At 57.7% G+C, this 14814-nt stretch carries 14 protein-coding genes; 11 read left to right on the forward strand and 3 right to left on the reverse strand.

The window, feature by feature from the left end:
* The first annotated feature begins 126 nt into the window (after nucleotides 1-126).
* Entirely contained in the window at nucleotides 127-882 is a 756-nt protein-coding gene (locus IEV40_RS11710; protein ID WP_188421868.1) for a phosphatase PAP2 family protein, read from the forward strand.
* Here the strand turns inward: IEV40_RS11710 and IEV40_RS11715 are convergent.
* Entirely contained in the window at nucleotides 848-1222 is a 375-nt protein-coding gene (locus IEV40_RS11715) for a hypothetical protein (protein ID WP_188421870.1), read from the reverse strand. The two genes, IEV40_RS11710 and IEV40_RS11715, sit on opposite strands and share 35 nt — an antisense overlap.
* Nucleotides 1223-1415: 193 nt before the next feature.
* Between IEV40_RS11715 and IEV40_RS11720 the strand changes: the two genes are divergently transcribed.
* Both IEV40_RS11720 and IEV40_RS11725 read left to right on the forward strand, forming a co-directional pair.
* Nucleotides 1416-1652, forward strand: a complete 237-nt coding sequence (locus IEV40_RS11720; protein ID WP_188421873.1) for a DUF2061 domain-containing protein — start codon at nucleotides 1416-1418, stop codon at nucleotides 1650-1652.
* A gap of 180 nt (nucleotides 1653-1832) precedes the next feature.
* Entirely contained in the window at nucleotides 1833-2816 is a 984-nt protein-coding gene (locus IEV40_RS11725; protein ID WP_188421874.1) for a D-2-hydroxyacid dehydrogenase family protein, read from the forward strand.
* A 4-nt stretch (nucleotides 2817-2820) separates the two neighbouring features.
* Here IEV40_RS11725 and IEV40_RS11730 read toward each other — a convergent pair whose 3' ends face one another.
* Nucleotides 2821-3609 (reverse strand): L-asparaginase, encoded by a 789-nt coding sequence (locus IEV40_RS11730; protein ID WP_188421876.1) that lies wholly within the window; start codon nucleotides 3607-3609, stop codon nucleotides 2821-2823.
* 390 nt (nucleotides 3610-3999) lie between these two features.
* Between IEV40_RS11730 and IEV40_RS11735 the strand changes: the two genes are divergently transcribed.
* From IEV40_RS11735 to IEV40_RS11750, 4 genes are all read left to right on the forward strand, one after another.
* The gene (locus IEV40_RS11735; RefSeq protein ID WP_188421879.1) at nucleotides 4000-4845 is read left to right on the forward strand and encodes a helix-turn-helix domain-containing protein; all 846 of its coding nucleotides are present in this window, start codon (nucleotides 4000-4002) and stop codon (nucleotides 4843-4845) included.
* 431 nt (nucleotides 4846-5276) lie between these two features.
* Nucleotides 5277-6482 (forward strand): NAD(P)/FAD-dependent oxidoreductase, encoded by a 1206-nt coding sequence (locus IEV40_RS11740; RefSeq protein ID WP_188421881.1) that lies wholly within the window; start codon nucleotides 5277-5279, stop codon nucleotides 6480-6482.
* A gap of 186 nt (nucleotides 6483-6668) precedes the next feature.
* The gene (locus IEV40_RS11745) at nucleotides 6669-7562 is read left to right on the forward strand and encodes an MBL fold metallo-hydrolase (RefSeq protein ID WP_229724118.1); all 894 of its coding nucleotides are present in this window, start codon (nucleotides 6669-6671) and stop codon (nucleotides 7560-7562) included.
* Between the two features lie 274 nt (nucleotides 7563-7836).
* Nucleotides 7837-8685, forward strand: coding sequence for an alpha/beta fold hydrolase (locus IEV40_RS11750; RefSeq protein ID WP_229724120.1), 849 nt, complete (start codon nucleotides 7837-7839; stop codon nucleotides 8683-8685).
* Here IEV40_RS11750 and IEV40_RS11755 read toward each other — a convergent pair.
* Nucleotides 8675-8848, reverse strand: a complete 174-nt coding sequence (locus IEV40_RS11755) for a hypothetical protein (protein ID WP_188421886.1) — start codon at nucleotides 8846-8848, stop codon at nucleotides 8675-8677. The genes IEV40_RS11750 and IEV40_RS11755 overlap by 11 nt on opposite strands.
* A gap of 137 nt (nucleotides 8849-8985) precedes the next feature.
* Between IEV40_RS11755 and IEV40_RS11760 the strand changes: the two genes are divergently transcribed.
* From IEV40_RS11760 to IEV40_RS11775, 4 genes are all read left to right on the forward strand, one after another.
* A complete protein-coding gene (locus IEV40_RS11760; protein ID WP_188421888.1) occupies nucleotides 8986-11538 on the forward strand; it encodes a chemotaxis protein CheW in 2553 nt (850 codons plus the stop codon).
* Between the two features lie 227 nt (nucleotides 11539-11765).
* Nucleotides 11766-12251, forward strand: coding sequence for an asparaginase domain-containing protein (locus IEV40_RS11765; protein WP_188421890.1), 486 nt, complete (start codon nucleotides 11766-11768; stop codon nucleotides 12249-12251).
* Between the two features lie 267 nt (nucleotides 12252-12518).
* On the forward strand, nucleotides 12519-12764 hold the full coding sequence (locus tag IEV40_RS11770) for a hypothetical protein (RefSeq protein ID WP_188421893.1): 246 nt from the start codon (nucleotides 12519-12521) through the stop codon (nucleotides 12762-12764).
* A gap of 96 nt (nucleotides 12765-12860) precedes the next feature.
* Nucleotides 12861-14696, forward strand: coding sequence for a DUF4153 domain-containing protein (locus tag IEV40_RS11775; RefSeq protein ID WP_188421894.1), 1836 nt, complete (start codon nucleotides 12861-12863; stop codon nucleotides 14694-14696).
* Nucleotides 14697-14814: the final 118 nt, after the last annotated feature.

The following is a 14814-nucleotide window of genomic DNA, read 5'->3' on the forward strand; positions in this document are numbered from 1 at the left end:
GACAGGACAGGGAAAAAGGCTGGTTGCTGCGTAATCTACAGCAAAAAGAACAGCCCTTAACGTGCCCTTAACTGACGGGGCGGTAATTTCGATCGCTTTTGTGATTGCCCCGCCGGGAAGTGCACAGTGGAAAATTCTTCGCGCCGTTTCATCTTCGCCAATTTATTCGGATTGGTTGCCGCCGGCATCGTGTTTACGTGGATTTCGCGTAGCGGCACGTTTGATTTCTGGGTGACGCAACACTTCTTCGATCCGGTGACACGAACGTTTCCGCTCGAACACAACCGCCCGCTGTTTTTCTGGGGACATGCGGTACTGAAGAAAATCAGTGTGGTTGCCTGGCTCATCTGTATCGGCCTTGCGTTTGCCTCCATCCGCGTGCGTGCGCTGCAATCCTGGCGGCAAGTGCTGCTGACCTTCATCGTGATGGGCGGTCTTGCATCATGGCTGGTGCAATCGCTAAAAGGAGCAAGTCCTCACTCTTGTCCTTATGACCTGGCTGTCTACGGCGGCAGCGATTTCTGGTTTCCGCTGTTCGATGCGGTAACGACCATCGTGCATAAAGGACAGTGCTGGCCGGGCGGCCATGCTTCGGCCGGATTCGTGTTGATCGCGGGCTATTTCGCGCTGCGCGAGAAGGCGCCAAAGTGGGCGCGCTGTGTGCTGATTTTCAGCCTGGTGTTGGGAACGGTGATGAGTGCCGTACAGGTCGTGCGCGGCGCACATTTTGTCTCGCACAATCTGTGGTCGCTATGGCTGGTGTGGGCGACCTGCGTGACATTGCATCTGGCGATTGCCGGTTATCGTCGTCTGCGCGGGCGTACGGCCATCGTCTACGATGCAGCTGTTACTGCGGAAGCTGCTCCGGGATATCGGCCGTAATCAGTTCCGGTTCCGGCTCCGGCCGCGGTTTCGGATGACGCCGATCCAGCCACCACGCCAGCACCGGTAATAGAAAAAAGCCGCCCGGCGCGATGAACAGCAGCATGTAAGGACTCAATTCCATCAGCTTGTGCAGATGCACGCGGATGCGTCGACGATCCAGCTCCGTCCAATGCTCACCGTTGCGCCGCTTCATCAACAGCGGGATCAGGCCGCGCATCTGGTGCATCTCGTGCCACAGGCGCGTGCGTTCGCGCCCCTGCATTGCCCACAGGAAATGAAACAAACTGCGCAGATAACGGAGGGTCAGCGCACAGGTGCGCAGAAAACGTCGGAACACGGATGGACCTGAATGGGAAAGTATTGCTTGTTGCCCTAGCTTGTTGCCCTAGCTTGTAGCCCTATTGTACGCCGAATCTCAAAATATAGTTAATAACTATCAATTTGTTTAAATATATTTAATTGTTCTATTGAGCGAGAATGATTATCCTTTGCTTCATCGCACTTCAGAATGCACAAGGAAAGGAATCATCATGGTCACCGCAGCCAGAACCGTCAGCCAGGTCGCTTTGCATATGAGCGTCGCCTTTGCCGTCATGTATGCATTCACGGGCTCGATTGCCCTGGGCGGTGTTGCGGCGGTTGTGGAACCTATCTGTAACGTGATCCTGTTGCCGGTTCACGATAGGCTTTGGGAGCGCATTCGCCAGAGACTCGAATCGCGCGCCGACAATTCCCCTGATGCCGTGCGCAATGTGCAGAATGCTTGATGCCAAATCTTTCCTGAAGAGCCGCTGATGTCAGCGGCTTTTTTATTGCTGCCGCTATTGCTGCCGCTATTGCTGCCGCTATTGCTGCCGAAATCGTAGGCGGCTGTCGGATAATACGCAGTGCTGTTATCCATCGATATGTTTCCATAACGTTCCCATACCTGCTGCCGGATTTCCACGATGAAGATTGCGATTCTCGACGACTATCAGGACTGCGTCCGCCATCTCGACTGCTTTTCGCTGCTGCAGGAACATGACGTGAAGATCTTCACCAGCAGCGCACGCGGTGTCGGCCAGCTGGCGATTCGCTTGCGAGAATTTGATGCGCTCGTACTGATTCGCGAACGTACGGTTTTATCGCGCGCGCTACTGGAAAAACTGCCGAACCTCAAGTTGATTTCGCAAACCGGCAAGGTGAGCGGCCATATCGATACGGCAGCTGCCGCAGCACGCGGCATCACGATCTGCGAAGGCGTCGGCGATCCGACTGCACCGGCTGAACTGGCATGGGCGCTGACCATGGCCGCGATGCGCAAGCTGCCGCAATATCTGTCGAACCTGAAGGATGGCTTGTGGCAAACCGCCTCGCTGCATCCGCAACACAATACGTTGGGTCGCACATTGAAAGGCCGCACGCTCGGTATCTGGGGTTACGGTCGGATCGGTCGTCGTGTCGCCGCCTACGGCAAGGCGTTCGGCATGGATGTGGTCGTGTGGGGACGCGAAGCGAGTCTTGCAACGGCAGCGCAGGACGGCTATCGGCTTGCGGCATCGAAGGAAGCATTGCTCGCCGAGAGCGACGTCCTGTCGTTGCACCTGCGGCTGAACGAGCAGACGCGCGGCATCGTATCGGCGGACGATCTGCAGCGGATGAAACCCGATGCTCTGTTCGTCAACATCAGCCGAGCGGAATTGCTGCAGCCGGATGCGCTGCTGTCGTCGCTGCAGGCTGGTCGGCCTGGATATGCGGCATTGGATGTCTATGAAAGCGAACCGCTGCCGCCGACCTCGCCATTGCTGCAGATGGAAAATGTATTGGCGTCGCCGCACCTGGGCTATGTGGAAAAGGATAGCTACGAGCTGTACTTCCACAGCGCGTTTCAGAACATCGTTGATTTCGCTAATGGCGCGCCGCGCAATGTGCTGCAGGTTCAGCAGGACTGAAGCGTCAGCGGAGGATATCGGACTCGGTGTCGGCCGGACCGCGATCGGCGGAACGGCGTTTCTTCGACGGCAGCAGAGTCGCCGTGGTGGTCGCCAGATGACCGCCGCCCCACATCTTGATCCAGCCTGGCGGCCACGGCAGCGCCGGTCCGCTGTAAGGCGGTACGCCGCGGCGCACGGGAATGATCGGCAGCACATCCGGCAACTGGCCGTCGCGGCTGTCCCAGCCCAGCGTATATGTATAGTCGGGCAGCAGCATTTCGCAGACAGCCTCGAACCACGCGGTGTGATCCTCGTCGCGCCCCAGCGCCTGCGCCATGCCGACCGGATCGAACTGCGCCAGCGTGCTCACCAGCTCTTCGGTTGTTTCGCCGGGTGCGTCACCCCAGCCCATCACCGGATTGAAGATGTAATCGGCACCCGAGCCGTACCAGCCTTCGCGCCATGGCCGTTCCATCCAGTTGCGCGGGCCGGTAAACAAGTGCCAGCGCCAGTGCAGGCCTGAGGGTTTGGGCCAGCTGTACAGATACAGGCGCTGATAGCCAGCCTGATGCAACTGCCGCACCATTGCCATCAGGCGAGCGTGCGGCATCTGGTCCGGCGGTGCGCGGCGAAACAGGATGGGTTCGCCATCGGCATGCTGGACTTCGTCGCTCGACAGGTTGAGGTCGAGCGTGCGCATCTCGTTGCCGAAGCGCGCCGAAATCCATCCCGTCATCAGATTGACGGCCGTGATCACGCCATAGCCACGATGGCGATGGAAGATGATGGTGCCGGGTGCGATGGGTTTCATGGTTACAGCGGTCGCTTGCAAAAAAGGCGGATGCCAATGGGGCATTAGTTTAGCGGGATTTCCACATGTCGACGGTTACGCCGTCAATTTGTACGTGAAACCACGCCAAGCTGAATTCACGTTGTTGTCACATATTTATCAAAGAATTTTCTTGGCAAATCTGCCATGTCCCGGTATTCATGGGAGTATTATTCCCGCCTGGCATGCTGGTTAATAAATCAAACAAGAATCTCGCTACGTAAATGGTGCAATGACCGTCGCGTGCCTCGGAAATTTAAATAGTTTCCGCCACCCAAAATCTTGCACACTTCCTCGGGAAACGGGCGAGCCATGCCTGAGGTGCATCAGAGCAGATTACCGGCTTCCGATAGTCGTCTTGCTGATGCGGAGATGTCACGTGTGCTCGGTACCACACCATTTCGTATGGTGCTGGATTCGTCCGGTGCGGGTATCGCACATTGGAAACATGATCCCTTGCACGATGTCGTACAGCCCATGACGCATCACGTCATCATGGCTTATAACGGCACTGTACAACGCATGGAGCGGCGATCGGGAAGGTCTATTGTTACAGGAACATTTCGTCCTGGGGTGGTCATCATTATTCCGGAAGGGTCGAGTTCACGATGGGATATCCCGAAACCTGTCGATGTCGTTCAGCTTTATCTCCCTCATGCATCACTCGAACGCGTCGTTGATGAGGCGAACATTGCTACACCTGTTGATCTTCTTGAGCGAACTGCGCAGCCCGATCCCGTTACATCCCGCTTACTATTGAGCGCCGCAGATTGCTTGGTGGGCAATGAAGCGCTAGACACACTTTTCCGACAGCAACTGATAGACCTGTTGGCTACACGTCTTCTCACTGCACACACCGGCTCGCCAACCACGATTCAGCCAATCAAGGGTGGGCTGGCGCCGAAGACTCTGTTGCGTGCGGTCGAGCGCTTGAGGTCAGACAGTGATGCAGATGTTTCTTTGGCAGCCCTTGCTGCGGAGGCGGCTTTGTCGAGATTTCACTTCTGCCGTGCCTTCAAGGAAAGTACAGGTCTGTCTCCTCACGCCTGGCTGCGCCAGCACAGGCTCGATCAAGCCATGAACATGCTGCGCGACACGGACGTCTCTGTCATGTCGGTCGCGGCAACGCTTGGCTATACATCCCAAACCGCCTTTGCTGCGAGTTTTCGGAAACTGACTGGTGAAACCCCGAGCGATTGGCGCCGACGCATGCGTTAAACAGCAATCGCACTACAACCAAGTTCCATCCTCCATTTCCCGTCAAGACGAGAACTCCTCGCGGTGAGTTCGAGCTGTCGACGCCAATCGACGTTCCAAAGCCTGCACGACGGGAATATTGATCTTGCCGGTCGCACTGCCATTCATCCTTCTTAGGCAATTTCACCGTTGCATCGACGCGCCCCGTCGCCGAAGCCATCGGGTAATTGACGATAACGCCCACCTTAATAGCAATCTCTCTACAACCAGATCAATTGCTCTGGAGTTGTTGCGGGTGCGATTCACTAAATTATGGCTGTGCTCACGACAACAACCGATGAAGACAAAAAATAGTTTGGCAGCTTCATCAGCCAGCATGCAATCGCATCAAGCCGCAATCGTGTGCGCGATTCAGTAAATCGTTCACTTCATCTGATCAAAGGAGTAATCACATGCGACTCGTTATCATAGGTTCCGGCTTCGCCGGTATGTACGCCGCACTTTCCGCGGCGCGTCTGCGCGACATTCACGGCACCTCGCCAAAAGAACTGGAAATTGCACTAGTGGCTCCGGAGCCGACACTGGTGGTTCGTCCACGGCTCTACGAACCGAATCCGGAAACCCTCACCGCTCCGCTGCTGGATGTGCTGAACGCCATCGACGTCGTCTATGTGCAAGGCAGCGCCGAGATGGTTGACACGCAATCCCGCACGGTACAGATTTCCGCTGGAAACGGCGCGAGCAAATCGCTTTCCTACGACCGTCTGGTCGTCGCTACGGGCAGCCGCCTGTTCCGCCCGAACATTCCTGGCCTTGCCGAATATGGCTTCAGCGTCGACTCGCTCGACGATGCGGTTACTCTCGACAAGCATCTGCATGGCCTCGCCCAGCGTCCGGCTACGAATGGGCGCAACACGATCGTTGTCGTCGGTGGCGGCTTCACCGGCATCGAGGCGGCAACCGAATTGCCGGGGCGTCTGCGCGCCATTCTTGGCAAGGATGCCAAGGCTCGCATCATCATCGTCGACCGCAACGAAGTGATTGCACCGGACATGGGGGGCGAAGCCCGCCCTGTTATCGACGAGGCGCTGCAAAAACTCGGCATAGAAACCCGCCTCGGTGCCGGCATTGCCTCGCTCGACGCATCTGGCGTCACCTTGTCCAGCGGCGAACACATTGAAAGCCAGACCGTGGTCTGGGCGGCCGGTATTCGTGCTGCACCGCTGACACAGCAAATCGGCGCCGAGCGGGACAACTTTGGCCGTCTGCTGGTCGATCGTGATCTGCGCGTGCCGGGTGTTCAAGGTGTCTTTGCCACCGGCGACGCCGCGCGTGCAGCCTGCGATGACGACGGCAACGTCGCCTTGATGTCATGCCAGCACGCCACACGGATGGGCGCGTTCGCCGGCAATAACGCTGCGGCGGAATTGCTCGGCGTTGCGACCAAGCCTTATCACCAAAAAGCCTACGTCACCTGTCTCGACCTCGGCGAAGCCGGTGCGCTGTTCACGCGTGGCTGGGATCGTGCGGTGGAAATGGTCGGCGACGTCGCCAAGAAGACAAAGCAGGAGATCAACACCATCTGGATCTATCCACCGAAAGCCGAGCGCGCCGCTGCACTCGCTTCCGCCGATCCGGAGCGTGTCACCGATCTCTAAGACATCCATCCGCATGAGCCGCGCTCCCCATGCGGAAAATGATTCACCCGAAGTCGGGCGCGCGTGTTTTCAAAACTGAAGCAGATGATCCACCACACTCAACAGGAGATAGAAATGAATCAGATGATCAGCAACACTCAACTGGAAACAAAGAGAAAACCGATCAGCCGCGACACGCACACTGATATGGGCATCGTCAACGCGTCGCAGGAACTGGTTCCATCGCGCTATGCATTGCGGCTCGGCGAGATGGACGTACTGGTGATCAGCGACGGAGTGCTGCCGCTGCCTACCTCGACGATGGCGACTAATGTCGCCCCAGCCGATCTGGCAATCTGGCTGGACGACAATTTCCTGCCGCAGGAAGCATACGACTGGCCGTTGAACGTGATGGTGGTGCGTACCGGCGATCAGACCATCCTCATCGATGCGGGACTGGGGGCGCAGTTTTCCGGCTTTCCGCGCGCCGGCCAGTTTCCCCAGCGTCTGGAGGCCGCCGGTATTGCCCTTGAATCCGTCACCGACGTGATCATTACCCACATGCACATGGATCATGTGGGCGGACTGCTCGTCGACGAAATGAAAAAACGGCTGCGTCCGGATGTGCGGATTCATGTGTCTCGTACGGAAGTGGAGTTCTGGACCTCACCGGATTTTTCCAACACCGTCATGCCAAAGCCGGTGCCAGGCGTACTGCGTACGACTGCCACGAGCTTCTACAACGAATATCGTGACCGTCTGCAGATCTTCGAGGACAAGTACGAGGTTGCGCCAGGCGTGGTTGTGCGTCTCACCGGTGGCCATACTCCGGGACACAGCGTGGTCGATCTCACATCTGACGGTGAGCGGCTGACGTTCGCCGGCGATGCCATGTTCCCGGTGGGATTTGACCACCCCGAATGGCAAAACGGCTTCGAACATGATCCTGAAGAATCGACCCGCGTCCGGATCGGCCTTTTCCAGGAACTGGCAGAGAACGGCGGACTGTTGGTGGCAGCGCACCTGCCGTTTCCATCCGTCGGCCGGGTAGCAGTCGACGGCGATGCCTTCCGTTGGGTGCCGATCTTCTGGGATTACTGAGCGTTGCCGGTTTATGCCTGTAGCAGGGTATGGAACCAGAGCGTGTATTCATAGCGTTAATGAATTCCACTCTCTGGTTCAACCATCTGCGAGCAGTCATTTGAGGCACCTGTTCCGATCTTTGTTCAAGGAGAAGACGATGTCAGAAAACGATTCCGGTTCACCTTTCACAGCAACACGGCGCGAAGTTTTGCAGGGCGGTCTTGCATTGGCAGGGTTGTCCATGATTCCCCATATCGCAATTGCAGCAACCTCACTAAAAGGAGCGACAACCATGACCAGCAATACAGGTAGCAGTTTCGTCAAAACTAAAGACGGCGTTGAGATCTTCTATAAGGACTGGGGGCCCAAGAATGCGCAAGCCATCGTTTTCCATCATGGCTGGCCGCTTTCCGCCGATGATTGGGATAACCAGATGATGTATTTTTTCAATCTGGGATATCGGGTGATCGCACATGATCGCCGGGGTCACGGCCGTTCGTCACAGACCGACACTGGCAATGACATGGATACCTACGCTGCTGATGTTGCGGCGCTCACCGATCATCTTGACCTGAAGAATGCGATTCACGTCGGACACTCGACAGGCGGCGGCGAGGTGGCCCGCTATGTAGCTCGCGCCAAGCCCGGTCGTGTAGCCAAGGCAGTACTCATCGGTGCCGTGCCTCCGATCATGATGAAGACGGCAAAGAGCCCTGGTGGTGTGCCGATCGAAGTACTTGATGGCTTCCGCACCGCGTTAGCGATGAATCGTACGCAATTTTTCCTCGATGTGCCGAGCGGACCTTTCTACGGCTACAACCGAAGCGGTGCGAAGATTGATCAAGGTGTTATCTGGAACTGGTGGCGCCAAGGCATGATGGGCGGCGCCAAGGCCCACTATGACTGCATCAAGGCCTTCAGCGAGACGGATTTCACGGAAGATCTGAAAGCGATCACTGTCCCCGTCCTCGTTGTGCATGGTGACGACGACCAAGTTGTTCCTTATCAGAATTCCGCGCCCCTCACTGTCAAGTTGTTGAAGAAAGGAACGCTGATCACCTATAAGGGCCTGCCTCATGGCCTTTGCACGACGCATCCCCAGATCGTCAATCCAGATCTTCTCGCCTTCTTCAAGGGTTGAAGATCGCGAACTTTCTTCGCTGCGTTGCAATGTCAGGCAAGCCCGCCTTCGCGGGCTTTGTCATGTATGCAGCGACAAAACCTTGTAAGGCTGCGCAGATGTGCGGCGCTGCATCACGGCGGTGCGCGGATGCGTGAATGCATTCGTCGAACACGTCACGCATGCGTTCCTTATGAAACATTTCGGTGCAGGGCATTGTTTGGCGAACAATGATGAGATGCTGGTCTGCTAATTGCTATAGGAGATTTATGCGGGCAGAGCCCTCTGTCTGCGGCAATTATCAGGAAATCAGGATTCATCATGGACGCCCACGCCCCGCTGCAGATCGATACGTTTCTTCCCTACATGCGCGACGTCAGCCGCTGCGAACAGTCGCTGCGCGAACTGAACCTGATCTGGCGCATGATCGAAGCGTCGGCCAAGATGAACTGCCCGGTCGAAGCAAAAGCCATCCTGCCGACGATGGCGGCCACGCGCGCCGGCTTCAATCGTCTCGAGCAGGAACTGGTGGCCAGCCTGGTGCGCGAGAAGGTCGCCAACGTGCTGGAGGAAATCGGCACCAAGGCGCAGTACGTGATCGACATCGTCGTGCGCAACCTATACGAACGCACGGCCGACGTCGGCTTCCTCGCGACCGACCGCGAGCTGTGTGCCTTCGTCGCCGGCATGCATGACGATACCGACATGATCCGCGCGCGCCTGCGTGCCTATCGCAACAAGTACACGGTCTACGATGAAATCCTTCTGCTCGACACCGCCGGCAACGTGCTGGTGCAGATCGATGAAGCCACGCCGCTGGAAGGTACGACCGATCCGCTGCTGCAGCAGACGCTGGAATCCGACACCTACGTCGAAATCTTCCGCGCCACCGACCTGCGCCCTGGAAAACACGAAGCGCTGATTTACGCGCGCCGCATGCATCATCCGGAAACCGGTGCGGTGGTCGGCGCACTGTGTCTGTGCTTTCACTTTGAAGAAGAAATGGCCGGCATCTTCCGTTCGCATCGCGATCCGGCCGAGCGCTCGAACATGCTGCTGCTGGACGGCGACAACCGCGTCATCGCCAGCGCCGATCCGCGTTGGATTCCGGTTGGCGCGACGGTGCCGGTCAACCGCAACAACAAGCCGGAGCGCGTCATTTACGGCGGCCGCGAATATCTGGCGCGCACCTTTTCCACTGTCGGCTATCAGGATTACATGGGCCCGCCGGGATGGCAGGGACAGGTGATGATTCCGGTCGATCTGGCTTTCACGGGCAGTGCGACCGATGCACTGACTTCGCTGGACAAGCGCGTGGCCGACGGCTTGCTGTCGCACGCCGAATCGTTCTGCCCGCCGCTATTCGAGATCATGAGTGCGGCCGAGACGATCCGCCGTGTGGTCTGGAACGGCCAGGTGATGACGGCCGGCCAGAACGGTGAACTGCTGAAGCTCAAGACCATCCTGGAACAGATCAGCGAAACCGGCGCGCGCAGCAACGAACTGTTTTCGCAATCGATCCGCGATCTGTATGAAACCGTGCTGTCGTCCAGCCTCAGCGATTCGGAATTCGTCTCGCACCTGATGGTCGATCTGCTGGATCGCAACCTGTACGAGCGCTCCGACGACTGCCGCTGGTGGGCGCTGACGCCGGAATTGCAGGTGGCGCTGGCCGATCCGGACAAGCTGCCGGAAAAGGTTGCGCGCATTGACGAAATCCTCGACTACATCAACTCGCTCTATACGGTCTATACCCGCATCTTCGTCTATGACCGCGACGGCATCATCATCGCCAGTACCGACTTCAAGGGTGACGGCCTGCAAGTGATCGGCACCGACATCGACGAAGCGACGCTGGCGCAGGTGCTGTCGCTGACCAACGACCAGCAGTATTACGTGACACCGTTCGCGCCGACACCGTTGTATGGCGGCCGCCCGACCTACGTCTATCACGCCGCGATTCGCCATCCGGAAAACGCGTCGCAGGTGGTCGGCGGCATCGGCATCGTGTTCGACGCCGAACCGGAATTCGCCGCGATGCTGAAAGGCGCGCTCGGCGACAAGAAGGCAGCCAGCGCGCTGTTCGTCGATCGCAGCGGCCGCATCATTTCCAGCACCGATCCGGCACGCCCGGTCGGCGCGCAGCTGGAACTCGATCCGGCGCTGCTGAAGATGAACAACGGCAGCAGTGCCTCGCGCATCGTGATCCATGACGGCCACTACGCGATCATGGGTTGCACGGTATCGCACGGCTATCGCGAGTTCAAGACCTCGGACGGCTATTGCGAGGACGTGATCGCAGTCGTCTATTTCGCCTTCGGCGAGGAACGCCAGCAATCCGGCGGCAAGCATGCGAACGCCATGCTGGAACTGGACCCGGCCGCGCCACCGGGACGCGAGTTCGCCACTTTCTTCATCGACGGTTCACTGTTCGCGATCGCCGCCGAATACGCGCAGGAAGCACTGCCGGCGTCGGAAATCTCGCCGATGTCGATGGGCAGCCGTCCCGAGCGCATCGGCCTGCTGGCGCTGAACCACGAGAACGAATCGCGCCGCTTCGTCTGGGTGTTCGATCTCGGCCATCTGATGCGCGGCACGAAGTCGGAGATCGACAGCAGCAGTCAGGTCATCGTCATCGAACGCGATGGCAAGAGCATCGGCCTCCTGGTTAGCGAACTGCACGGCGTGCCGGAATTCCAGTCGTCGCAGATCGTGCCGACGCCGCTGGCTGCGCCGGAAACCGGCATGCTGGTGACCGAAGTGATCCAGGCCAACCGTGGCGAATTGCTGATCCAGGTGATCAATATCGACCATCTGTTCGCCGTGCTGAACGACGAAGAGATTCCGGCCGCGGCAATGAAGATCGCCGCATGAAGGGAGGCTGAACGCGGCAGCACGATCTGGCGTAGCTGCCGAAATTTATGTGGAATGGTCGGGCTGCCGCCATCGCGCCGGATTCATTCACATGGGCAACGTGGCCTCGATGACACCCGCGACCGTTTGTCGGCTCATCCATACCGAATGACTGCAGACATCTTCCGTAGCTCGGAAACGCGCGCTATGATGTGTTTCACCACGATTACATCGCAAGACACAATTCCATGACTCTGCGCATCATTGCTACTGGCGGTACGTTCGACAAGCATTACGATGAAATCGAAGGCAAGCTGGGCTTTGGCCATGGCCATCTGCCGCATGTAATCAAGCGTGCCCGCATCACGATTCCGGTTCAGCTCGAACAATTACCCTTCCTCGATTCGCTGGACATGCACGATGCGGATCGCCAGCGCATTGCGGCCTCCTGCTTGCGTGCTGACGAAAAAAGCATCGTCGTCATCCACGGCACCGATACGATGAAGGAAACCGCCGAAGTGCTCGGCGCAGCCCAGCTGCCGAAGACCATCGTGCTGACCGGCGCGATGATTCCGTACGAAGTGAAGAATTCGGATGCGCTGTTCAACTTCGGTTTTGCCTGCGGTATTGCGCAGACGTTGCCGCATGGGGTCTACATTGCGATGAATGCACGCATCTTCACCTGGGACGACGTGCGCAAGAATCGCGTCGAAGGCGTGTTCGAGAAGGCCTGAGTCGTAACACGAAAGACGTCCGCGCAAAAAAAAGCCCGCACTTCCGGATGCGGGCTAAAAGAGAATATCAATACTTGGAGAAGTATCGAAGCAGAGAATAACGGCTGATTGTGACGCCGTTATGACGGACAGACTTTGTTTGCATCACGTGTGCAATGTCATCTGCCTGTCATGATCAAGGCGCGGCTTTTCCTGTATTCGAATCATTCGCTGTCCGCCATCGGATAGTTTGCTGCGACACCATATTGCGTATTCCCAGGATCTCTTATGGATAATCTCGATGCCCTGACGGCCGCTGGCCTGCAGTTGCCAAGCCCGGCCTATCTGTTCGGCGCCATCCTGTTCGGCATCATCGGTTACGCCGCATGGCGATACGGCCGGAAAGCCGGTTTGCCGTATCCGAAGTGGATAGGCGTGGCATTGATGCTGTTTCCTTATGCCGTATCGCGTACGTCGTTGCTCTATCTGGTCGGCGGTGCGCTGTGCGTCGCACTGTACATTTCACGCGCCTAGCAGCGACGCTCTGCCCTGATTTGCGGTATGGCGCTGTTGGCGCAATCGGGTAGAGTGCGGCATCGCCCAACATCATCCAGTGGAGGAAGCATGCATATGACTGCAGACAGGGACGAGGAATCGGCAATGCCGGAATCCATCGTCAGTGGCCGCGTCGCGCGGCTGCGAATGATCAGCGGTCTGTTGCAAGGCATCATCCTCTATGCGCTCTACTGGTCGGCCAGGCACACCGGATGGCCGGCTGCGCACCCCTATCTGTTTGTGCCGCTGGTAACCGTATTTCTGTTGGTGCCGGCACTGTTCATTTCCGGCCTTGGCCATCTCGGCAATCGACGTCTGGCGATCTGGATGATTGTGGCGACAGCCATCTGCGCTTTACTGGCAATGCACGATGTCTGGCGAAACATGGACATACCCAGCGGTTGGTCGCTGACCGGCATCAAGCCAGCCGGATATCCGTTTTCCTGGTGGTTGCTGCTCTTCCTGGCGATAGGCTTCTATATCGCACATGCACTGGTACTGGCCGGGGCTGCAGACAGGCGGCGTATCGCCCGTTATCCGGCGTATTTCGAAGCGTCGTGGAAGCTGTGCATCCAGATCAAGTTCTCGCTGTTGTTCATAGGCGTGCTGTGGCTGATTCTGTGGCTGGGCAGTGCGCTGTTCATGCTGGTCAAACTCGACTTCCTGCGGCATCTTCTGACGCGCCCGTGGTTCTCGGTGACGGTGACGGCTTTTGCATTTGCCGTTGCGTTGCACGTGACCGATGTGCGTCCCGGAATCGTGCGCGGCATACGCGGTTTGCTGCTGGTGCTGATGTCGTGGCTGCTGCCGGTGGCGACGCTGATCGTCGGCGGCTTCGTCGTCAGCCTGCCTTTCGTCGGCCTTGAGCCGTTGTGGGCGACACGCCATGCGACATCGGTTCTGCTGGGCGCAACGGCCGTGCTGATCTTGTTGATCAATGCCACGTTCCAGGGTGGTGAGCTGGGGCCACGCATCGTGCGTGTGCTGCGTATCGTTGCACGCATTGCCTGCCTGTTGCTGTTGCCGATGGTTGTCATTGCCGTCTATTCGCTGTCGTTGCGCGTGCAGCAGTATGGCTGGACTGCCGATCGCGTGATTGCTGCGGCCAGCCTGCTGGTGGCAGCCTGCTACGCCTGCGGTTACCTGTGGGCGGCTGTTCAGCGCGACACCTGGCTGGCGGGCATTGCGCCGACCAATATCGCGACGGCATTTGTGATCCTGGCGATGCTGATCGTGTTGTTCTCGCCATTTGGTGATCCGGCACGTCTGTCGGTCTCGAGTCAGATGGCGCGTCTGGAAAGCGGAAAGATTGCCGCTGCCGCTTTCGATTACAACTACCTGCGTTTCGAGGGAAAGCGTTATGGCAAGGAAGCGCTGGAAGTTCTGAAGAAGACGACGGCCGGTATCGATGCACCAGCCATCCGGACGCAGGCCGAAACGGCATTGAACAAAAAGAACCGATGGGATCCCAACGACGGCAATCCGGTTGCCGACGTTACTTCGCGCATGAAGGACATTACTGTCTGGCCGAAAAACGAAACGCTGCCGGAGAGTTTCCTGCAACAGCAATGGAACGGCACGACGAACGTGCCGGACTGCCTGCGTTTCCGTAACAGGCATTGCAACGCCTATCTGAAAGACGTGAATCGCGACGGTCATACCGATATCCTGTTGAGGAACGATAACCGCTATAGCGAGATCGCCATCTTTACGCAGGATACGACTGACGGTCGATGGAGCAAGAGCGCCGTTATCTTCGGTGCACGCTGCAAGGACATGACGGAGGCGCTGCAAAGTGGTGATTATCGTTTAGTGGAGCCGGCCTGGCAGGATCTGGAAATCGACGGAAGACGTCTCCATATACAACCATCGGAGAAGGACAACCTGCGTTGCGCCGAAGACCATCGTTGAAAAACGATCTCCGATAAGCGGCTTCAGATGCATGATTTTCAACTGAGGCACAACGTCAGATGATTTGGGACTAGAATCAAATCAAGTGGACTGAAAACGGTCTGCCGTCACAAAGACA

It is taken from the genome of Oxalicibacterium solurbis, assembly GCF_014635845.1.
In the GTDB taxonomy this organism is placed as follows: domain Bacteria; phylum Pseudomonadota; class Gammaproteobacteria; order Burkholderiales; family Burkholderiaceae_D; genus Oxalicibacterium; species Oxalicibacterium solurbis.